Origin of the sequence: Streptomyces cyaneus (genome assembly GCF_004028635.1) — a bacterium.
In the GTDB taxonomy this organism is placed as follows: Bacteria; Actinomycetota; Actinomycetes; order Streptomycetales; family Streptomycetaceae; genus Streptomyces; species Streptomyces cyaneus.
The window spans coordinates 22,667-43,093 of the sequence record NZ_ML138680.1 but is presented as its reverse complement, the minus strand read 5'-3'; the positions used below and the strand labels follow the sequence as shown (position 1 = coordinate 43,093).

Here is a 20,427-nt window from a genome sequence, read left to right as displayed (position 1 = left end):
CGGCGTGTGGCAGGAGGTCGGCGGCATCCTGGCCGGCACCGCCTCAGCGTCTGCCGGCCTGACGGCCCGGCCTCACTTCAGGTGCCGGTCGAAGAACCGGCCCCCGTCCTCCAGCTCGAACCACGGGGTGCCGGTGTGCCCGCCCATATTGGCGTGCAGCGTCTTCTCCTTGCTGCCGAAGGCGTCGAACAGGTCCAGGGCCCGTTGCCGGGGGTTCCCTTCGTCGTCCCACTGCAGGAGCAACAGCAGCGGAATGGTGACCTGCCGGGCCTCCTCGCGCTGGGTGCGGGGCACGTAACCCCCGGCGAAGAAGCCTGCGGCCGCGATGCGCGGTTCGACCACCGCAAGGCGGATGCCGAGGGCGGTCCACCCCGAGTATCCGACCGGGCCGCCGATCTCGGGCAGCGCGAGGAGGGCGTCCAGGGTGGGTGGCCATTCCGGGACGGCCTTTTCGACCAGCGGACCGACGAGGGACTCGAAGATCTCGTCGACCGGCTCGCCGGCCTGCATCGCCCGGCGGAGGTCGGCGCGGGCCTGCTCGTCGGCGGCGGAACGGGGCCGGTCACCGCACCCGGCGGCGTCGATGGAGGCCACCGCGTAGCCGTACGCAGCGGTTTGGCGGGCCCGGGCCACCAGCCGGGGTTGCCCCTTGGGCAGGCCGTTGTTGTGGGCCATCAGGATCAGCGGAGCCGGTGCGGACGAGGATGCGGATCCAGGCGTCCAGAGGGTGCCGGGGATCTCGCCGAGGGTGAATTCGCGTTCGAGGACGCCGTCGTCGAGACGCTGTTCAGAAGTGAATCGCATGGTCGTGCCTTTCGGGAGTGCGCTTGAACGGCGCTCCCGGACGACCTATCGCCCGACCGCGACCCCGGAGGGGAGCACCCACGTCGATACTGCGTTCACGGGTACCACCTCCTCGTCTCTGGCACGGCCTCCGGAAAGTAGCAGTGGCCGCCGTGGTCCGGCCAACGGTTTTTACGGGTCGGCCGATCGGGTCCGCCGTGCTCATGACACAAGATCGGCTATCATCGCTGGTCAGAAGGCCTGGACCGCCACGGGGGTGTGCGGCCGTTCAGATCAGGGGGCGGGAACATGTCAGGTGCGGGCTCGGACGGCTACAGGATCCATGCGAGCGGCATGGACGGCGAGGCCGGAAAGCTCGACCGGGCAGGCGACGACGTCGGCGCCATACGCAAGGCCGTGGAAGACCACATGTGCTACGCACCGGACGCTCTCGGCGGCTCCGACTCCGGCCCCGCGTACAACAACTTCGCCGCCGCCTGGCAGGACGAGGCGAAGACGCTGGAAGCCGCACTGCACGAACTCGCGGACAAGGTCAGCATCTCCCAGCGGAACTACGTGAGCGCCGACCACGAGACCATCGTCGCGCTGCACTCCGCGGGCGCGGGCGACGGCCTGACGACCATGCCCGCACCCGCCGCTGCCCACCCGGGGACGACCACGGGCCTCACCCCGGGCGCGCGCCCCGCCGCCCTCGGCGGGCCGCCCATCGGCACCCAGCCCACCCCGGGCGCGCCGCCAGCGAGCCTCGCCGACTTCGACTGACTCACCGACCGGCACACGCCACACGGATCGACATACAGATCGACACACGGCGACCGCGCGCACCCGGCCGACGTGTGTGCTTCCACCTGACACCTGAGCAAGGACAGCGGGGCTCTCACCACATGGCTGACGCAGGCGAATCCACCACCGACCGCAAGGAAAGGATCGACCGTCACATAGGAGACCTCGCGGCGGCCGGCAGCAAGAACGAGGTCCTGGACGCCATCGACAACCTCCTCGGTGTCTCCGCGCCGGTCGGTTCCCCGAGCACCCTGGACGCCATCGCCCAGCGCTACAAGAGCCAGGCCGACGATGCCGCGGACGTACAGGACCGGGTCGAGAAGGTCGCCGCGTCAGGGCTTCCGTCGGTGTGGGTGGGCAGCACCGGCGCCAAGGCGGCAGAGGTGGTGGCGGCGGCCGGCCGTTCCGCCGAGCAGATGGCCGAGGCGTTCCGTAAGGCGTCCAAGGCCCTCTACGACCTCTCTGACGCACTCACCTCCGCCCAGTCCAAGGACGGCGACGGCCGCGAGCAGCTGCGCCGGGCCCGCACGATGCTCGGCGGCGAGGACGGCTTCTTCGACGACATGGTCGAGAAGGACGACGAGGAAGCCGAACGCAAGCGGGCCCAGGACATCGCGGGAGCGGGGGCCAACCTGCTCTACGCCGCCGCGCAGGAGGCGGACGACGCGGCGCGGGCGGCGGCGCGGGAGCTGAACAAGTACGCGGCCGAGGCCCGTGCCGGGCAGATGCACACCGACAACATCTCCGCCGCCGACCGCCTCGTCCTCGCCGACGTCGGCGTGTTCGGGGGCCCGCAGGAGCAGAACGAACTCCTCACCGCGGGCGACCTCGAACGTTCCGGCCGTTTCATGGAGAGGATGAACGCGCGGGACGAGGCCCGCTTCGAGCGGATGCTCGCGGATGCCAAGACGCCGCAGGAGCGGGCGTATCTGGTCAAGGCGCTGGCCGCGGGCTATGACGTGGACCAGGTCGGCCAGTTCCGCGACAAGATCCACGGCAAGGACCCGTACTGGCTTCAGCAGCACCTCAGCCCGATCGTCACGGCCGGCGACGGCAAGGTGAACGAGGGGCTCAACCCGGACGGGTCGAACAAGAACACCGACTACCAGTGGTTCGGCGACGAGAAGTGGTCCCAGGAGGGCAACACCTGTGTGCCGTCGAGCACCGTGACCGCCCGCGCCATGGTCGATCCCCTCTACGCCCTGGAGTTGACCGGCGGACCGTCCGGGCAGGAGAACGACCCCGACGCCTTCCGCGACCGTCTCCACGACGAACAGCTGCGCCTGCACGAGGAAGGCGACGGCGACTACACGCACTTTTGGTCCGACGTTCCGGACGGGATGGACAGCGACGGGCAGAACGAGATCGCCAACGACGAGATCAGCCCGCACACCGGCAGCACGTACGAATACCAGCAGGTGCGCGGTGCGGACGAGCGCCGTGACGTGCTGACGGACATCGAGAAGTCCGTCGCCGAGGGCAGACCCGTTCCCATCGAAGTGGAGGGGTACGACAAGGACGGCCGGCACGGACACCAGATGATGGTGATCGGCCAGGAGGGCGACATGCTGCAGATCTACAACCCGTGGGGCCAGACGACCTGGGTCAGCGAGGACGACTTCGTCAACGGCCACATGGACAAGGCCTCCGACTCCCGCATGCCCGACGCGTACGCCGTCCACCTGCCCGCCGACCGATAAGTGAGCGTCATGACCAGCGCCCTGCGCCGACTCGCCCTTCCCGCCCTGCTGATGACCGTGCTCGCGGGCTGCGGCCTCACCGGGCCGGACACCTACGAGCTGGATGAGAAGCAGATACAGGTGGATGCGGGGGAGGAGTTCACGCTGTCCGTTCCGGTCGACACCGCGATGGGCGAGTGGTGGTACCTGACATCGCCGGAGCCCGACCCCGACGTGGTCCGCAAGACGGACAAGCGGGAGGAGATCGAGGCCGACGACGACGCCGTCGGCAGCGGGAGCGGAACGGACTTCTTCGACTTCAAGGCCGTCGGTCCCGGCACGACGGAGATCCGGCTCATCCAGTGCCCGCACGGTGCCTGCGCCGGCGGCGGCGATGCCGGCGGTCCCGTCACCCCCTCCCCTGTCCCCAGCGGCAGTCCCACCCCCCAGAGGAAGTACCGAGCCACCATCCACACCTACACCGTCACCGTGAGGAAGCCATGACCCCCGCGCCGCAGACCTCGCCGCCCGGCCGGACCGACGACGAACTGGCGCAGTCGGACATCCCGGCGATGCTGCGTTACGGCCTCTCCTTCGCCGGACCGCAACGCACCGCCCTCTTCGGCGACGGCGCGGTGGGCGCCGCCGTCCTGCTGGACCGGCTCGGCATCCAGCCGCGGGCGGTGGCCTTCCTCGCCAAGGTGGTGCGCAGCGGCGGTGTCCGGTACGCGGCCGAGCTGCGCGAGCCGGTGCCGGGCGATGAGGCGGTGTCCATGGTGCGTGCGTGGCTGGAGTCTGCGGCCACCGCCGCCGCTGGGCTCGACGGCGACGAGGAGGCCGCCCGCTGGCTGGAGGCCGTCGCCGAACTGCTCAGCCTCCGGTACGTCCACCGCTCCCGGGCAGCCGGGGAGTGAGCGGCGGGTCTCCGGATCACTGAAGCATTCGGGCGAGTTCGTCCAGCGGGGCGGTCACGCGGCGCGCCTGGGCCGGGGCGCTGAGGGCGGCGGAGCCGAGGGCCATGACGACGGCGTACATCGCGAAGCCGTTCAGAGTGAGTGCGCCAGCGAGGAAGAGGAACGGGCAGCTGCGGGCACCCGGCCTGACTTCGCTGGTCCGTTCGCTCTGTGGCCGGGGTGCCGTCGGCCAGGGAGCTCGGAGTGCGAGCGCGTGGGCGGGAATGGTGACGGCGGCGAGGATCGCCGCGAGAATCGCGCCGCCGCACCGGCTGCGCTTGCCGGCGGTGCCGGACTCGTTGCCTCTCGGTAAAGTGCCTGCTCACGAGGGCGCCCCGGGGCCTTGGAGCGGCGTACAGTGAAGCGAACGGGAGCACTTCGCACACCGGTCGCCACGTCGGTGTCGTTCCCGGCGAGCAGCAACACCGACCTCCAGGAGGAGGCCGGGGACAGGTCCGCGTCATGACCGCGACCATCGAACCTACGATCATCGAAGAACGCCTGCCTTCGGCGTCGGCCAGGCTGTCCCTGGCCCCGAGCGGCTCGGTTCCAGCGCTCCTGGACGGTGCCTGGTGGCCCCGCTCCCGTGATCTCATCCGGGAGATCCCCACTCCGACGAACGCGCTGGACGTGTGCTGGGGCCGGAACACCCACGTCACCGTGAACCCGGCCCACTGGCCCGTCATCCCGCGCAAGGTCCCCGTCATCCTCCGTCGCCGTGATCATCTTCGTGATCATCGCGGGAACATTCCTGACCCACCGGCTCAAGGATCGGGGCGTTCCGCTGAACATCGCGTGGGGCGACGGCCGTCACACCCACCGACACGTCGCCCCTGCGGAGCCGGTGCGCTCCTGGCTGTTGACCAGCCAGTCCTCCCGGGACGATCACACACAGCCGGACGAAATCCGAGGAGATGCCCCTCAGCGGGGAAGGTGGATACCGCCCCGGACGTCCGGGTTTCCGTCAGTGCCGGCACGAGAGGCAGGCGACCATGGCGACACTGCACGAGCGGCAGCATTACCGCGAGGCGATCATGAAGAGCCTGTACGAGGCCATGGAAGGCAATCGCCTCCTCGGCCTCACCGGGGCACAGCTGCGCGAGGACCTGGCCATGCCCGAGGAGGACCTGGCGGCCGCCTGCACGTACTTGGCGGCCGAGGGACTGATCCAGGTCGACTGGGCGAGAGGAAACACACCCGCGATGGCCACACTGACGCACAAGGGGATCCAGTTCATGGAGACCGAGGAGAAGGACAGTGACTGACACGGCACGGGCCGCCCTCAGGGCTCATGTCCTCCCATATGACTGAAAAGACGTCCCGGGCATACCCTGGTGAGTGGGTCCGCGCACTCTCACGTGCAACGACCCGGAAGGGCGGCCCCGGTGTGTATACGCCGGGGCCGTTGTGTCACGGGCACCCGACCTGCCGGGTCAGGCACTCTCCGCTGGCATGAAGGAAGGGGCACGACAGGCTGCCTGTTGCGTGCCGGGCGTCCATGCGATGGGCGATGCCGGCGGGAAGTCCGTCACCAGCGGGGTGAAGGTCGAGGTCGGCGAGGTACAGACCACGGTCGACCTGGAGCTCGTCGTCGAGTACGGCGTCTCCATCATCAAGGTCGCGGGCGACGTCAGAGAGAACGTGATCGCTGCCATCGAGCGGATGACCGGGAACAACCAGAACGGCGGCTCGAGTAATCGCTCGCCGGAGCCAAAGCGGGCGAGGAGCGCGCGATGGGTATGGCCGCGGTTGGCCTGTTCACCGGGATGACGCCGGTTTTCGCAGGGCGGTTCGCCGACGGTGAGGGGAACTCGGCGACCTCTTCCACACCCGCGAGCACGGCAACCGGCGGCGGTGAGACCAGCCGCTCCTCGGAGGACGACCGCCGACGCCGACGGAAGCGAGCCGACGTCCAGGAGCGGTCCGTCCGGCCCCTTCGGGGAGTAGCGTGAATGCATCGGGAGCATTTCGCACACCGGCTCCGATGCCGGTGTCGTTCCCAGTGAGCAACGACACCGGGCAGCTGCACTCGCGCAGAGGTCCGGAGACGGGTTCGCGCGATGTCCGCGACCACCTCTCCTCCCCCGCTACGGGCCGTTCCCTTCAGGACCCCGACCGCGCGCCTCGCGCTGAAATCCGTGAGTCCTTCACCAGGGCACGTGGAGCTGGACGGCGCCTGGTGGCCTCGGTCACGTGACCTGACCCACGAACTCTCCGCTCTGGCGGACGTACTGGATCCACTGTGGGGACGGATCACCCATATCGCCGTCAACCCGCGCTACTGGCCGACACTCCCGCGCGAGATCCTCGTCAACGGCCATGTGGTGGAGGTCGGTTGGTTCACGTCGGAGCAGGATCCGCACAAGATCCTGCTGCTGTCCTACACCGCGGGCCGCTGGGACCTCCTGGTGATCCCCCCGGAGACGGGCGCCCCCTCGGCCGCCCGGCTGATGGCAGCCGCGAGCGCGAACACCGGCCCGCCGACGACCGCGACCGCCCTCGTGGCGGCGGAACAGGCCGGCAAAACATCCTCGTCGTGCGCGGCGACCACTGTCCGGCCCGGCCGGCCCGGCCGGCTGACGGGAAGACTCCTGCCAACCGACGTGCACGGACGAGTGGTTGATGTCAGACGCGACGGGCCGCGACCCGGTCCGCCGTCGGCCACCGGACGTCGTGCACCCAGCCGAGGCGTTCGAGGAGGCGGATGACGGCGGCGGACGGGTCGAGCTGGCCGCGGTCGACGCCGTGCCGGGCGCTGGTGGGGTCGGCGTGGTGGAGGTTGTGCCAGCTCTCGCCGAACGAGAGCAGGGCGAGGGGCCACAGGTTGGTGGCCCGGTCGTGGCGCCGGGTGCGGAACGGGCGCTCACCGATCATGTGACAGAGGGAGTTCACGCTCCAGGTGACGTGATGGAGCAGCGCGATGCGCACAAATCCCGCCCACAGCAAGGCGGTTACCCCGTACCGCCAGGTACCGCCGATGGCCCAGCCCGCCCCGAACGGCAGGGCGAGGGTGAGGACGCACAGCGCTGGGAAGGCGCGGGAGACGGCGCGGATGTCGCGGTCGGCCAGCAGGTCGGGGGCGTAACGCTCCGCCGGGGTGCGCTCGTTGCGGAACAGCCAGCCGACGTGGGCGTGGACCAGTCCGCGCAACTGGCCGCGCAGGTGCGTGCCGTAGCGGTACGGGGAGTGCGGGTCGCCGGGCTGGTCGGTGAAGGCGTGGTGGCGGCGGTGGGTGGCGACCCAGCCGATGACGTCGCCCTGGACGCTCAGCGAGCCCGCCACCGCGAGCGCGATCCGCACGGGTCGGACGGCCCGGTAGCCGCCGTGGGTGAGGCCACGGTGGAAGCCGACCGTGACGCCGAGACCCGTGATCGTGTAGAGGACGAGGGCGAGCACGATGTCGGCGGGATGGATGAGACTCCCCCACAACAGCCAGCCGGCCAGGCCGAGCGCCACGAACGGCAGGATGACGATCACCGCCGTCACCGTCACGTACAGCCACTCACCGCCATCGCGCGCGGGCACCGGGCCGTCCGGCGGGAACGGGGAGGTGCCGTCGTAGCTCCGGGGCGGCGGGGCGGGGTCCGACGGTGTGACCGTCGTGGACGTGGTCGGACTGAGTGGCATAGGTGGGCTCCTCGGCCTGGATGCGGATGGCGCGGCCGGGGTCACGGGCTGCCCATGGGATGGGAGTCGTGAGGGCGGGGCCGGATCGGACACCGGCATACGAAGAGCCCTCGCTTTCTCCACCGTACTCCCGCACGCTCCGAGACGAGGCGGGCCGGATCGCGTGACCACCGCGTTGACACGGACCGTGGCCGGGCATTGACTGGCAGCACGGTGCAGGGCCATGCGACCCCGGAACACACGGCGAAGCATTCCGCCTTCCCGCCTCGCCCAGACCTCGCGGGAACCCACCTACCCGACAACAGCGAGGCCGGCCATGACCGTTTCACGGACCATCAGGAACCAGGCGCAGACGATGAAGGGCAGGATCACGGAGGAGCTCGGCCGGGTCACCCGCAACAGGCGACTGCAACGCCGAGGCACGACCGACCGGGTCTCCGGAAGCCTGAAGCAGGCCGCGACGAAGGCCAAGGGCGCCTTCAGGCGGAACGGAAGCAGCCCCCGATGATGTACGACCGGACACGCGCACAGCAGCCCGCGGGCCAGGCCCGGGGCCCCGCCGAGCGCCGTACCCCAGGCCCGGAACCACTGCTCCCGTCGGACGAGCAGGACAAGATCGTCCAACGCCTCCGGCACGCCCTCAACACCTTCGCCGACACCCCGCTCGAGGCACTGGAAGAGGCCGAGAGCGCCTATGACGAAGCCACCGCCCAGCTCGTGAACGCCCTCGCGGAACGGCGGCGTCTCCTTCGCGCCGGCTGGCAGGCCCGCGACCTGGAGACACAGTCCGACGGACTGCGGCTCGCACTGAGGCAGTATCGGGAGATCACCCAGCGACTGCTCCACATCTAGGCGGCCACTACTCCGCGCCGCGGCGTTGCGCGGAGTAGTGTGGACAGTACCGAGGGCATTTCGTACACCGGCTACCATGCCGGGTCGTTCTCGGCGAAAGATGAAACCCGGGCCGCTGCAAGAGGCGGCCCGGAGACGGGTCCGCATCATGTCGGCGACCTTGCTTCCACCACTGCCGCACCCCGAGCCCGTCGCAGCCCCGGCCGCGCGTCTCGCCCTGAAGACCGACGGCGCCTCCCGTGGTCTCCTGGACGGTGCCTGGTGGCCCCGCTCCCGGGATCTGCTGAGCGAACTGCCGGCACTGACCGACGTGTTGGACCCCTTGTGGGGCCGCATCACCCGCATCGCCGTCAACCCGGAGCACTGGCCGGTCATCCCCCGCAAGGTTCCCGTGGACGGCCATATCGTCAAGGTCGGCTGGTTCACCCCGGAGATCGACCCGCACAAACTGCTGCTGCTCTCCTACGGCACCGGCCGTTGGGACCTGCTGATCATCCCGCCCGAGACCGACGCGGAGTCGGCGGCCCGGCTGATGGCTGCCGCGTCCGACTACGACGGCCCGCCGCTGACCGCGAGCGCGCTCATCGCCGCGGACGAGGCCCGGCACGGCGTCTCCGTGACCGACGGGCCGCTGGACCCGGACGAGGCATGGGAGTACGAGGGCGGTGCCTCCGCGGTGTCCGCGGCGGTTCCGGAAAGGACCGGTCCGCTCGGTCGGGCCGGCCGCCTGATCATCGGTTTGTGAGGTGGCCGCAATGAACGCCTTCCTGACGGCCGCCGCCTTCGTGGTTCTCATCGCAGTGGCGGCATACGTGATCCACCGGCTCAACATCCAGCACGCCGAGAGAATCGCCGTGCACCGGTACAGCGCCCCCCTGCCCGGCCGCCGCGGCCGCGGCACCCCGCAGCCTCCGATGGGACCGGACCGGTCCGAGTCGCCGACCACGGGCGAACGGCGGGACCACCGCGACGGAGGCCGCGGCCGTTTCCCGCCGCGCCGCCGACGCAGCCGTACCACTCACCCCAGGTGACCAGCCGGTCTCCGTCGCCGTGCACAACGGGACGGAGAGCCATCGAGCCATCTGTTCCGATCGTGTGTGACATGCCGCCTCTGGCGTAATGGGCCGTTCGACGTGGCCCGCCGCGTCACTCTGTGCGGGTTGATCGCGGTCGTGTCAGGAGCCCGTGTGTACAGATCACGTGAGCGGGTCGAGCGCATCCGCTGTGACCGCAGGACGGGCCGCGCGTGTCGGTGCGGGCGCTGGACTCGCGGCACGAGGTGAGCATGGACACGGCGGCCGAAGCTTCGACGACGCCGGTGCGGGAGTGCGGTTATGGCGGAAGGTAAGCGCCGACCCGACGAGGGCGTGCTGGACCGTTCGGAAGGGTTCGGTGAGCGGCTGCTGGGGGTGCTGCTGGACCGGGCACACGAGATGCCGCCGCAGCTGATCGCCCCGCTGATCGCGGAAGAGGTGGCCAGGGTCGGTGGCCGCGACGTCTCGATCCTGCTGCAGGACTACGGCCAGCTGGTGTTGGTGCCGTTGCCGGGGCGGCGGCTGGTGGTCGGCGAGCCTGAGCCGATCGGTGACTCTCCTGCCGGCACAGCCTTTCTGCATGCGACCACCGTCGAGGTGCCGCAGTCCGACAGCGTCCGGATGTATCTGCCGTTGCTGGACGGCAGCGACCAGGTGGGCGTGATGGCCCTCACCCTGGACACCGTCGATGACGACGACCGGCGACTGCTGCGCAGGCTCGCCGGCCTGGTCGCCGACATGCTGGTCACCAAGCACAGCTACACCGATCAGTTCTTCTTCGCCCGGCGCCGCGAACCGATGAGCGTGGCCGCGGAGATCCAGTGGTCCCTGCTGCCGCCGCTGGCGATGGCCGTCCCTCAGGTCGCGGTTGCCGGAATCCTGGAGCCCGCCTACGACGTCGCCGGCGACAGCTTCGACTACGCCCTCAACGAGGACATCCTGCACGTGGCCATGGTCGATGCGATGGGCCACGGCCTGGACGCGGCCACGATGGCGACCGTCGCCGTCGGGGCCTACCGGCACGCCAGACGTGCCGGCATCGGCCTGTCCGAGATCTACACGTTCATGGACCGGGCCATCGCCGAACAGTTCGGGCCCGACCACTTCGTTACCGCCCAGATGATGCGTCTGAACATCACGACGGGCCACCTGCAGTGGGTCAACGCGGGCCACCCCGCACCACTGCTGATCCGTGACCACAAGGTCGTCCGGCAGCTGGGAGGTCCGACCACCTTGCCCGTCGGCTTCGGCGGTGAGGAGCCCCGGATCAGCGGGCTGATGCTCCAACGCGGCGACCGGGTGCTGTGCTTCACCGACGGCCTGATCGAGGAGCACGAAGCCGGCGAAGAGCAATTCGGCGAAGAGCAACTCATCCACTGGGTCAACCGCATCGAACACACAGACAAGGGAGTACGAGCGGTGGTGCGCTCACTCTCCCACGCCCTGAAGCAGGAACGGGGCGGCCGCACCACCGACGACGCGACCCTCTTCCTGATCGAATGGCGAGGGGGCGCCGCCGACCACCTCGCGCTCCTGTAGTGAGCCGACAACCGCACAACCGGCTCCGTCACACGATGCGAGGGACTACGCTGCTGTGTAGACGTCCCAGACCCCGGCGGCATGCTGTTGCTGAACACAGATGGCTGCGGGGTGCGGACTCTTCGTCTGTCACCCGGCGCTTCCCTGGAGGGAACTGGGTGGGTCCTCTGTCCTGCTGCGCAGGCCGGCGGACCGGCCGTTGCTCTGCCTCCGCCGAAAGTACGCCCCTGCCGGGATCGCGCTCAGGGTGCCGGAACTCCGGCTCACCGCGCCGCTGCCGGATGGTCTTCCGAACCGAGGCGTCATGCCCCTCTCACAGCTCACCGTCCACCGCCGTGACCAAAGGAAACAGGCGCTGATCACCCTGTCCGGTGAGATCGACCTCGAATCCGCGCCGTTGGTGCGCGAGTCCCTGCAGCGGTGCCTGCGGGACGGTATCCACACCATCGACGTCGACCTCACCCCCGTCACCTTCTGCGACTGCAGCGGACTCAACGCCTTCCTCCACGCTGCACAGCAGACCACCGAGGCCGGGGGGACCCTGCGACTGCACCATCCGCCGACGACACTGGCTCGGATTCTCGACCTGGCCGGCTGTGGGTTCCTGCTCCTCGACCTTCCGCGCGACCACTTGCCATCTCCTCTCGGCGACACCCCGACCGCGCCCCGTCCAGCCCCGCCCCACCGGTCTGTCCCGCTTATGCCTGTTCTCTCGGGCGATGTGCGATGACGGCCGAACCCGGGCGGGGACAGTCACGGGAGCCGGGCGACGGCCAGCCGCCCGCCGTGGCTCCGGCGCGGTTGCGTCGGCTGAGCCGTTGGCTGGTGGAGGGCCTGCGTGAGGATCTGGCGAGGCTGTATGTGGAGTCCCATGCAACGGCGCCAGGGGATCCATACCGCCGTCCCAGCCGCCAGAACTTCCTGAACCGTCTCACCGTGGACATGCGCCGGCCGGGATTCGCCATGGTGATCGCCGAGACGGACAGCCTGACGGGATGCGCCTTCGGATTCCCGGTGGGCGGCGACGGCTCCTGGTGGCTCGGCTTCGACGGAGCATTGCCGCGCAGCATCGAACAACTCACAGCGTCCGGCAACGTCTTCGCGTTCGCCGCCATCCTGATCCGGCCGCACCCGCAGGACCGGGAACTCGCCCGTCGTGTGCAGGAGCGGCTGCTGACCGACCATCAGGCATCGCTCGGCGCCACCCTGGTGGACCGGGCCGATCGCCCGACCCTCGCCGCGCTCCGCTCCTGGGGGTGGCTGGATGTCGGAGAGCTTCGCAGGCCGGCGGGCGCCACCACGTTCCGCGCGCTGGTACTTCCCTTCGGGGAACGCACCACGGCGAGGCTGGAGGGCCTTGTCACGATGCCTGGAGGCGGTGGCCCCGGTCGGCCCTGACAGGCGGTCGACCCGCATTCGGATGCTGGTGGCCGAGCAGGCGGTCCGACGAGGTGCCCGGGTGAGTGTGGTGGACGTATGCACCGCGGCCGTGGCCGCGCTGCCGGTCGGCGGGGCCGGGCTGTCGGCGATGTCCAAGGCAGCGCCGAGCCATCCGCTGTGCAGCACCGACGACATCAGCGAGCAACTGGAAGAGCTCCAGCTCACCCTGGGCGAGGGGCCCTGCGTGGACGCCTTCGTACGCGGCTCGGCCGTCCTGACACCCGATCTGCGCATCACTGAACTTCAGGATCACTGGGCCGTGTTCGCCGACGCGGCCCTGGAAGCCGGAGCCCGCGCGGTGTTCTCGCTCCCCCTGCAGAAGGGGGCGATCAGCCCGGGAGTTCTGGACCTGTACGCCAACATTCCGACCGTACTGGACACGGAGGAACTGGCCGACGCACTCGCGTTCGCCGATCTCGCGACGCTGCTCCTGCTCGACACAAGGATCGACGAGACCGGCGCGCCGACCGGCGGGCCTGTGCCGGACCACAGCATCGAGGACCTGGGCGCACACCGAGCAGAGATCGACCAGGCCAGCGGAATGCTCACTGCTCAGCTCGGAGTCGGCATCGAAGAAGCCTTCGTCCGGCTCCGCGCCCATGCCTATGCGCGGGGACGCCGGCTCGCGGACGTGGCCGCCGACGTGGTGGCCAGACGGCTTCGTTTCTCCCCGGACGCCGAGCCGGATCAGGGCAAGGAGGAAACCTGACGTTCGGTGCCGGCCGAGGAACGTGCCGTACTTCCCGCCCCTTCGGGCAGGGACTAGTCTCAATCGAGGGTGCCCACGATGGATCAACAGCTTCTGGCCAAGACCTTCGTCGAGTTGGCCGACAATCTGGTCGCCGACTTCGACCTCATCGATTTCCTGCGCCTGCTGACCGACCGCTGCGTCGGCATGCTCGACGTGAGCGCCGCCGGGGTGCTGCTCGCCGACCGGGACGGCAAACTCCGCGTCATGGCCGCCTCCGACGAACAGGTGCGCCTGCTGGAGCTCTTCCAGCTCCAGAACGACGAAGGCCCCTGCCTCGAATGCTTCCGCACCGGCGTACCGGTGATCGTCCCCGACCTCGGCACGGCGACCGCCCGCTGGCCGCGCTTCGCGGTGGCGGCCCAGCGCGGCGGGTTCGGGGCGGTCCAGGCCCTGCCCATGCGTTTGCGGGACGAGATCGTCGGCGCCCTGAACCTCTTCCGCACCACCCCCGGCCCCTTCGACCCGGCCGCCACACCCGTCGCCCAGGCCCTGGCCGACGTCGCCACCATCAGCCTGCTGCAAGAACGCACCGCTCAACGCAGCACGGTGCTCAACGAACAACTGCAGACGGCGCTGAACAGCCGGGTACTGATCGAACAGGCCAAGGGGAAGCTCGCCGAACGCCAGGACATCGACATGGAACAGGCGTTCAGCGCGCTGCGCGGCTACGCCCGCTCCCACAACCGGCGCCTGGCCGATGTGGCCCGCGCCCTCATCGACGGTTCCGAACCCCTCACCGGGCTGGGGTCCTGACGGCGGTTTGAGTTCCGGTCATGGCGTGGATCGCTCGCCGTCCCCTGGGCGCGCACGCCGTCATCTCCGGTCCGCCGGGTGGAGGCGCCTCAGTGCTCGGCGCAGCTCCCGCTGCATCGGTTCCGGGAGCATCCGGTCCTTCGTCGTGGCGCCAGGGCCATCACCATGCCTCGTGCCTGGTCGATGACCGCACGGTTCGCCATCGCCCGACCCAACTGCTGGTTCCTGGCACGCAGCCCCCTTGGTTCTCCCCTGGTTCTCCGCGTGAAATCGCCGCAGCGCACACCGCATCCGCACCGGGAGCGACTTGCCCTCCCAGGCCGCGACCAGGACCCCGGCCACCTCCGAACGCAACCGTGGCTACCTGGCCACTTCACGGATCACCTGCGGTGTTCGCGATCCCGACGGTCCTCGCGCCGCCAGCGCGCCCGATTCTGACGGCTGTAGCGGCGGTCCCAGCGTTCCTGGCGATTCCGGCGCTCCTGATAGTCCCGGTAGTCCCCGAGATCGAAACTGCCGCTGCGGCTCCGGCCGCCGCCTCGATCGCGGCCGTGGCGGGTGGCGGCATAGACCAGCACCGCCGCAGCCACCCACCAAATGGGATCGAGGAAACCTAAGCCGAACAGGACCGTGACGAGGATGAGGAGCAGGACGAACACGAGGGGCCTCCCCGGGAGCGGGACAGGGCATCGATACCGGGGACTGGGGCCTCACTCCACAGCGTAGTCCTGCCCAAGGGTTACGGACAGCGTGCGACGTGAGCGCGTCCTGCCAGGCACGCGAAATGACCAGTTGCAGGGCCGCATCTCATCTGCGCCGTTTCAGTACCTGTGTCATGCGTGGGAGTTCCTCGTACAGCAGTCGGCCGACCAGCGCACCGCCGAATACGATGACACCCACGCCGACCAGCCAGGACTGGATGACGAGGACGGTTCCGACAGGTCCGTAGGTGACGGCGTTGGATGCGATCAACGGCGAGAAGACGAGCCTGGAGAAGACCCTCAGGCCGAGCAGCCCGATCACGGTGGCCACGGCGCCGGGCAGCAGGGCACGCCAGCGGATCCTCCCGCCGAGCAGCAGGCGCTGGGACCACCACAGGAACAGCACGGCACTCAGCGACGCGACGGCACCACCTGCCAGGGGCTCACGCCGCAGCGTGGTGGTGGCGGAGACGTAGAGGTATCCGGTGAGGACGCCGAGCCACACCACATGCCGCCACCTTGCCCACCAGCGGGCCGGAGGCAGGCCCCAGACCTTCTCGTAGCCGGTCTGCACCACCGCGCCGAAGCTCAGACCGAACACGGCAAGGGCGGCGATACCGAACGCAGTCGTGGTCCGCAGTGCCTGGCCGGGCGGGGTGAACAACTGCTCGACCTGCTGCCTGGAGGCCGTCGACACGCCGAGCCCTTCCCCCAGCCACTGTGCGAACCCCCTCCCGTGTTCGGGATCGGCAGCGGAGACAATGATCAGCAGCGGCACCAGCGTGAGAAACCCCAGCGCGGCGAAGCCCAGCGAACGCGACCACAGCTCAATGTCCCTGCTCCGCCGCCATCCGCGCCCGACCGGCGAACGGCTGATCATATGGCGCAGCGGCCCGAAGCGAGATGAACGGTCCGCGGGGCCGGAAGGCTTCATCGGCATGCCTGTCGACTACCACGTTCGGAACGCTTGCCGCGTGAGGGCGCGACGCAGAGATACCCGGATAACCTGGAAGAACAAAGGGCTACCGGGCTCAGCGGGCTGCGACTGCCCGAGAGGGCGGCTCGTACCGGCACGGATCAACGGCTCAGGAGGCAGGCCATGATCCTCGCGCGCCGCTGATCGCCCGCTCAGCCACCCAAGGGAGGTGGACGCGTCATGGCCCTCTTGCTGTTTCTCGTTCTGGTCGCCGTCGTGCTGGGAATCATCGGAGTGGCGGCGGAGGGGCTGGGCTACCTGCTGATCATCGGCATCGTGATCCTTGTGGCTGCGCTGGGCCTCATCGCCGTCCGCTGGTCCCAGCGCACCGGTCACCGCCCCCTCCGATAACGGGTGAGCCCGGGCGGCGGCGTCAGGCCACCCGGTCCAGGAACGTCAGCACGGAGGCGTCCTCCTCGATCAGCGGGGAGAGGGCGGCGTTGAACGGGCCGCCGTACGGGGCCTTGAGGTGCGCCTGGAAGGCGTCCTCGTCCCGGTACACCTCGAAGATCCAGAAGGCGCGTGGATGGGACGCCTTGGTGTAGACGTCGAAGACGAGGTTGCCTTCCTCCTCGCGCACCTTCCCGGCGTAGTCCCGGATCAGGCGGGCGACCTCGTCCTCCGCTCCCTTGCGGGCGGTGAACTCGGCGAGCAGGGTCTTCTTCACGGTCTGGTGTCCTTGTCAGTCGTGGATGGAATCGAGGTGCCAGACCCGGGCCTGGTCCAGCTTCACGGAGCCGTTCTCGGCGAAGACCTGCACTCCCTGGCTGGCGGGGTCGGGGAAGATCTGGTCGGTGATCACGGCCTCGCCGCTGCCGCCGAAGACCTCGACGGACGACCAGTCGACGAGGATCCGTAGCTTCACCTTGCCGTTGCTGGCCTGCAGCGGCGCCCGTTGGACGCCGGGGAAGGTGCTGTTGAAGTCCACGGCACCCGAGTGGGTGCGGTCGACGTAGAGCTCCTGCGTCGTGGTGTCGTACCCGATGACGGTCTCCTCTCCCCCGTCGCCGGTGCGCACCTTCAGGCCGAACCGTTCGGCGTCCTTGAGGGAGAAGGTCGCCTCGATGTCGAGCGCCTTGCCCTTGGCCGCGGGGCCGATCAGGGGTTGTGCGGTGTTCTTGACGGTGATCCCGGTAGCGGACGCCGGCAGCTTCGGCCGCAGGGACGTCAGGGTGTTCACCGGCTTGCTGGTCAGTCGGACACGGCCGTCGATGGTGCGCAGGGCCATCTCGCGGGGGATGCTCTGCGCGCCGCGCCACGGGGAGGTGGGGATGGCGCCGCTGTAGTCCCAGTTGTTCATCCAGCCGATCATGTACCGCTTGCCGCCGGGGGCGTTCTCCCAGGACACGGCCGCGTAGTAGTCCTTGCCGTAGTCGGCCCAGTCGGCGCGCTGCACGACGGAGAGGGCGGGGGTGTCGGCGGCGGTGAACTGGTCGGCGAGGATGTGGCCCCAGCCGGCGGTGTTCATGTCGACGACCTGGATCTGCGCCTTCTTGCCGGTGTAGGGGCGCATGTCGAAGGAAGCCCAGTCCAGCGTCTCGCTGTTGGATCCGGTGGCGCTGCGGACGATCTTGCCGTCGACGATCAGGTTGACGGACGTCTCCTGGGAGACCGGCTTGGCCTGGGTGTCGGACAGCATGATGTGGTCGACGTTGAGGTGGCCCCAGCCGCCGGTGTTGTCGTCGACGATCTTTATCTGCGCCTTCTTGCCGGCGAGGTCGCGGACGTCCCAGGAGGCCCAGTTGAGTGCCTCGGCGTCCTGTCCGGTGGCGCTGCGGACCACCTGGCCGTCGACGAGGAGTTCGACGGCGGTGGGGTTGTCGGAGCCGACGGGGTGGTTGCCGCCGCCGATGAGGAAGTTGACGTAGTCCTTGTCGATGGTGAACTCGGGTGAGGTGAGGGCGCCGGTGGTGGAGTCGCCGTTGAGGTAGGAGTTGACCAGGCCGTCGCCCAGGAATCCGGAGACCTCCTGCTGGTTGGGGAGGGTGCCGGTGGCCGGTGCGGTGCCGAAGGCATCCCCGGTCGTCGTCCAGCCGCCGTAGGTGCCGCCCTCGAAGTCGGCGAGGACCGTGCCCTCGGGCGGCGGTCCCTGCTCCATGACGGTTCCGGGCACGTGTGCGTGCCGGCCGCCGCCGACCTTGAAGTTCAAGTAGCGGCTGTCGACGGTGAATTCGGGCGAGGTGAGGGTGCCGGTGGCGCCGTCACCCGCGTGGAAGCTGTTGGCGAGGCCCTTGCCGTCGAAGCCGTCGACCGTGCCCTGACCGTTCAGCGCCCCGGCTGCCGGTGCCTGACCGAACGCGGTGCCGGTGGTCGTCCACGCACCGAAGTCGCCGCTCTCGAAGTCCTGCACCACCGTGCCGGTGGGCGGTGTGTAGGTGCCCTTGTCCTCGGCGGTGAACTTATTGCCGTCGAAGTCGCCGATGAAGTATTGGGCGGCCGAACCGCCCGCGATGCCTCCGGGGTTGATGTTGACGACCAGGACCCACTTGATGTTGTCCGGGTCCCCGTCGACCGCGAGGGGGAACAGGTCGGGGCACTCCCACACGCCTCCCGTCGCACCGGCCGGCCCGAACTCGCTGAGCTGCGTCCAGTCCTTGAGGTTCTTGGACGAGTAGAACTGCACCTTGTGCTCGGTGGACAGCGACACCGTCATCAGCCAGCTCTTGGTGGGGGCGTACCACTGGACCTTGGGGTCGCGGAATTCCCTGGAGCCGATGTCGAGTACGGGATTGCCCTGGTACTTGGTCCAGGTGCGGCCGCGGTCGGTGCTGTAGGCGAGTGACTGGGCCTGTGTGCCGCCGTTCTTGTAGGCGCTGGTGTAGATCGCCACCATGGGCGGGTTCTTCGTGGTGCCGAAGCCCGTGGTGTTGTTCCAGTCGACGACGGCACTGCCCGAGAAGACCATCTCCTCGTCGTCGTGCGACAGGGCGAGCGGCAACTCCTCCCAGTGCACGAGGTCCTTGCTCACCGCGTGCCCCCAGGACATGTCACCCCAGGAGTTGCCGTTCGGGTTGTACTGGTAGAAGAGGTGGTACTCGCCCTTGTAGTACACGAGGCCGTTGGGGTCGTTCATCCAGTTCTTCTCCGGGGTGAAGTGGAACTGGGGGCGATAGGTCTCGGCGTACGGCGGGGTGTCGGCAGCGACGGCTCGGGGGGCGGCGAGCGGGGCTGCGGACAGGGCGCAGACGGTTGCCACCGCCGCGACCAGCCGCGTGCGGGCATGCGGGGATACGCGTCCAGAGCTCATGGTGTCTCCTGTGCTGCGGCCGTCCACGCTGCGGAGCCTGCTGCCCGGCACGGACGGACCGAAGAGTGACGCCTCGCCGGCACCGTCGTCCACGGCGCCTTGGCAAGGTGGTGTCATCGTTGACCTGTGTCATCGATGACATCGATTGGCCCGATGATGGAGGCATCCGGCCATTGCGTCAACGGGTGCGATCCTGATTGACCCGGCGCGGCTCGGCTGCCTGCTTATGCGCGCCCGGCCGGCGCGGGCTGCGCCAACTCGCTCTGCCACGGCGGGTTGGGACCGGCGACCGAGCAGGTCAGGGCCGCAACCTGGGTGGCGAAGCGGCAGGCTTCGGCGACATCGTCGAGGCGGAGTTCCGTCAGCCGGCCGCCGAGGAGGCCGCGGGCCCCGAGGTGGTGCAGCAGCCCGGCAGCGAAGGAGTCCCCTGCACCCACAGTGTCGACCACCCGTGTCGCCACCGCGGGCACTTGCAGCCGTTCGCCGTCGAGTGAGGCCAGGGCGCCGTCGGCACCGCGTGTGATCACGACGAGCCGCGCCCCGGCCGCGTGCCAGATGTCGCACGCCCGCTCGGGCGACGTACCGGGCAGCAGGAGTTCCAGGTCGTCCTCGCTCAGCCGGAGCACATCGGCGAGGTCGCACCAGTGGGCCAGCCGGGCGCGGTAGACCTCCGGGTCCACCAGCAGCGGACGGACATTGGGGTCGATGCTGATGGTCGCCCGAGGGGCTGCCGCCGCCAGGAAGTCCTCCACCACCGCCGCGCCGGGCTCCCGGACCAGAGCCAGGGATCCGGTGTGCACGCAGGCGGATTCGGACAGGTCCACCCGCTTCAGCTCCTCGGCCGTCCACTGCCAGTCGGCCGTGTTCTGCGCATGGAAGGAGAAGGTGGCCTGCCCCTGCTCGTCCAGCTCCGCCACGGCCAGCGTGCTGGGCTCCGCGGCCTCGACGGCGCTCGACAGGTCCACCCCGGATGCCTCCAGGTGAGCCCGGAACAGGCGGCCGAACACATCGCCGGACAGCCGTGCGAGGAAGCGTGCCGGGGTGCCGAGGCGGGCCAGGGCGACGGCCGTGTTCGCAGGTCCGCCGCCGGGCAGGACACGCAGGGCGAGTTCGTTCGAGGTGCTCGCGGGTTCGGTGAACGCGTCCGCGACGCACTCTCCCAGGACGGTGATCTGGCGCGGGCTCATGGGCTGCTCTTCTCTGCGAACGCACGGGCGAAAGCGGGCACGAACCGGGCATCCGCCGCGACCGTTACGGACTTGTGTCGGGTGCAAGGCATTGACGTTGC

The 20,427-nt window shown here is 69.4% G+C and carries 22 protein-coding genes and 3 pseudogenes; 18 read left to right on the top strand and 7 right to left on the bottom strand.

The window, feature by feature from the left end; genetic code table 11:
• Positions 1–72: 72 nt before the first annotated feature.
• The gene (locus tag EHO50_RS08715) at positions 73–804 is read right to left on the bottom strand and encodes a dienelactone hydrolase family protein (RefSeq protein ID WP_128429309.1); all 732 of its coding nucleotides are present in this window, start codon (positions 802–804) and stop codon (positions 73–75) included.
• Positions 805–1,092: 288 nt separating this feature from the next.
• Between EHO50_RS08715 and EHO50_RS08710 the strand changes: the two genes are divergently transcribed.
• The 8 genes and pseudogenes from EHO50_RS08710 to EHO50_RS44625 all read left to right on the top strand — a co-directional run bounded on the left by EHO50_RS08710 (position 1,093) and on the right by EHO50_RS44625 (position 6,927).
• Positions 1,093–1,566: a WXG100 family type VII secretion target gene (locus EHO50_RS08710; RefSeq protein WP_128429308.1), complete on the top strand. Its 474-nt coding sequence runs from the start codon at positions 1,093–1,095 to the stop codon at positions 1,564–1,566.
• A 122-nt stretch (positions 1,567–1,688) separates the two neighbouring features.
• Positions 1,689–3,287 (top strand): peptidoglycan-binding protein, encoded by a 1,599-nt coding sequence (locus tag EHO50_RS08705; RefSeq protein WP_128429307.1) that lies wholly within the window; start codon positions 1,689–1,691, stop codon positions 3,285–3,287.
• A 9-nt stretch (positions 3,288–3,296) separates the two neighbouring features.
• Positions 3,297–3,770, top strand: coding sequence for a protease inhibitor I42 family protein (locus EHO50_RS08700; protein WP_128429306.1), 474 nt, complete (start codon positions 3,297–3,299; stop codon positions 3,768–3,770).
• A complete protein-coding gene (locus EHO50_RS08695) occupies positions 3,767–4,180 on the top strand; it encodes a hypothetical protein (protein WP_128429305.1) in 414 nt (137 codons plus the stop codon). Before EHO50_RS08700 ends, EHO50_RS08695 begins: the two co-directional genes overlap by 4 nt.
• A gap of 501 nt (positions 4,181–4,681) precedes the next feature.
• Positions 4,682–4,924 (top strand): annotated as a pseudogene (locus tag EHO50_RS44630) (DUF5994 family protein); the annotation flags it as partial.
• A 287-nt stretch (positions 4,925–5,211) separates the two neighbouring features.
• The gene (locus tag EHO50_RS08680; RefSeq protein WP_128429304.1) at positions 5,212–5,484 is read left to right on the top strand and encodes a hypothetical protein; all 273 of its coding nucleotides are present in this window, start codon (positions 5,212–5,214) and stop codon (positions 5,482–5,484) included.
• Positions 5,485–5,557: 73 nt separating this feature from the next.
• Positions 5,558–5,890, top strand: a pseudogene (locus tag EHO50_RS45970) (Asp23/Gls24 family envelope stress response protein); the annotation flags it as partial.
• A gap of 389 nt (positions 5,891–6,279) precedes the next feature.
• The gene (locus EHO50_RS44625) at positions 6,280–6,927 is read left to right on the top strand and encodes a DUF5994 family protein (protein WP_220096423.1); all 648 of its coding nucleotides are present in this window, start codon (positions 6,280–6,282) and stop codon (positions 6,925–6,927) included.
• Here EHO50_RS44625 and EHO50_RS08665 read toward each other — a convergent pair.
• Positions 6,845–7,846 carry an acyl-CoA desaturase gene (locus EHO50_RS08665; RefSeq protein ID WP_128429302.1) on the bottom strand — a complete coding sequence of 334 codons (1,002 nt, stop codon included), beginning with the start codon at positions 7,844–7,846 and terminating at the stop codon, positions 6,845–6,847. The genes EHO50_RS44625 and EHO50_RS08665 overlap by 83 nt on opposite strands.
• 316 nt (positions 7,847–8,162) lie before the next feature.
• Here EHO50_RS08665 and EHO50_RS08660 point away from each other — a divergent pair, with 316 nt between their 5' ends.
• The 9 genes and pseudogenes from EHO50_RS08660 to EHO50_RS08620 all read left to right on the top strand — a co-directional run bounded on the left by EHO50_RS08660 (position 8,163) and on the right by EHO50_RS08620 (position 14,215).
• On the top strand, positions 8,163–8,354 hold the full coding sequence (locus EHO50_RS08660) for a CsbD family protein (protein ID WP_128429301.1): 192 nt from the start codon (positions 8,163–8,165) through the stop codon (positions 8,352–8,354).
• A complete protein-coding gene (locus EHO50_RS08655; protein WP_128429300.1) occupies positions 8,351–8,698 on the top strand; it encodes a hypothetical protein in 348 nt (115 codons plus the stop codon). The genes EHO50_RS08660 and EHO50_RS08655 overlap by 4 nt, the downstream gene beginning before the upstream one ends.
• A gap of 39 nt (positions 8,699–8,737) precedes the next feature.
• Positions 8,738–9,443 (top strand): annotated as a pseudogene (locus EHO50_RS08650) (DUF5994 family protein).
• 10 nt (positions 9,444–9,453) lie between these two features.
• The gene (locus EHO50_RS08645) at positions 9,454–9,729 is read left to right on the top strand and encodes a hypothetical protein (RefSeq protein ID WP_128429299.1); all 276 of its coding nucleotides are present in this window, start codon (positions 9,454–9,456) and stop codon (positions 9,727–9,729) included.
• Between the two features lie 303 nt (positions 9,730–10,032).
• Positions 10,033–11,271, top strand: coding sequence for a PP2C family protein-serine/threonine phosphatase (locus tag EHO50_RS08640; protein WP_128429298.1), 1,239 nt, complete (start codon positions 10,033–10,035; stop codon positions 11,269–11,271).
• A gap of 304 nt (positions 11,272–11,575) precedes the next feature.
• On the top strand, positions 11,576–12,001 hold the full coding sequence (locus EHO50_RS08635) for an STAS domain-containing protein (RefSeq protein ID WP_128429297.1): 426 nt from the start codon (positions 11,576–11,578) through the stop codon (positions 11,999–12,001).
• Positions 11,998–12,669, top strand: coding sequence for a hypothetical protein (locus EHO50_RS08630; RefSeq protein WP_246101074.1), 672 nt, complete (start codon positions 11,998–12,000; stop codon positions 12,667–12,669). Before EHO50_RS08635 ends, EHO50_RS08630 begins: the two co-directional genes overlap by 4 nt.
• Positions 12,670–12,760: 91 nt before the next feature.
• On the top strand, positions 12,761–13,420 hold the full coding sequence (locus EHO50_RS08625) for an ANTAR domain-containing protein (RefSeq protein WP_246101073.1): 660 nt from the start codon (positions 12,761–12,763) through the stop codon (positions 13,418–13,420).
• Positions 13,421–13,498: 78 nt separating this feature from the next.
• On the top strand, positions 13,499–14,215 hold the full coding sequence (locus EHO50_RS08620) for a GAF and ANTAR domain-containing protein (protein WP_128429295.1): 717 nt from the start codon (positions 13,499–13,501) through the stop codon (positions 14,213–14,215).
• Between the two features lie 380 nt (positions 14,216–14,595).
• Here the strand turns inward: EHO50_RS08620 and EHO50_RS08615 are convergent, their stop codons facing one another.
• Positions 14,596–14,874, bottom strand: a complete 279-nt coding sequence (locus EHO50_RS08615; protein WP_128429294.1) for a hypothetical protein — start codon at positions 14,872–14,874, stop codon at positions 14,596–14,598.
• 148 nt (positions 14,875–15,022) lie between these two features.
• Positions 15,023–15,796 carry a YihY/virulence factor BrkB family protein gene (locus EHO50_RS08610; RefSeq protein WP_246101072.1) on the bottom strand — a complete coding sequence of 258 codons (774 nt, stop codon included), beginning with the start codon at positions 15,794–15,796 and terminating at the stop codon, positions 15,023–15,025.
• Between the two features lie 276 nt (positions 15,797–16,072).
• Here EHO50_RS08610 and EHO50_RS43930 point away from each other — a divergent pair, with 276 nt between their 5' ends.
• Positions 16,073–16,243 carry a hypothetical protein gene (locus EHO50_RS43930; RefSeq protein WP_164904791.1) on the top strand — a complete coding sequence of 57 codons (171 nt, stop codon included), beginning with the start codon at positions 16,073–16,075 and terminating at the stop codon, positions 16,241–16,243.
• Positions 16,244–16,265: 22 nt separating this feature from the next.
• On the opposite strand, the gene EHO50_RS08605 is transcribed toward EHO50_RS43930, so the two are convergent.
• The 3 genes from EHO50_RS08605 to EHO50_RS08595 all read right to left on the bottom strand — a co-directional run bounded on the left by EHO50_RS08605 (position 16,266) and on the right by EHO50_RS08595 (position 20,326).
• The gene (locus EHO50_RS08605; RefSeq protein ID WP_128429292.1) at positions 16,266–16,559 is read right to left on the bottom strand and encodes a putative quinol monooxygenase; all 294 of its coding nucleotides are present in this window, start codon (positions 16,557–16,559) and stop codon (positions 16,266–16,268) included.
• Positions 16,560–16,574: 15 nt separating this feature from the next.
• On the bottom strand, positions 16,575–19,139 hold the full coding sequence (locus EHO50_RS08600; protein ID WP_128429291.1) for a glycoside hydrolase family 32 protein: 2,565 nt from the start codon (positions 19,137–19,139) through the stop codon (positions 16,575–16,577).
• Between the two features lie 224 nt (positions 19,140–19,363).
• Positions 19,364–20,326, bottom strand: a complete 963-nt coding sequence (locus EHO50_RS08595; protein WP_128429290.1) for a carbohydrate kinase family protein — start codon at positions 20,324–20,326, stop codon at positions 19,364–19,366.
• Positions 20,327–20,427: the final 101 nt, after the last annotated feature.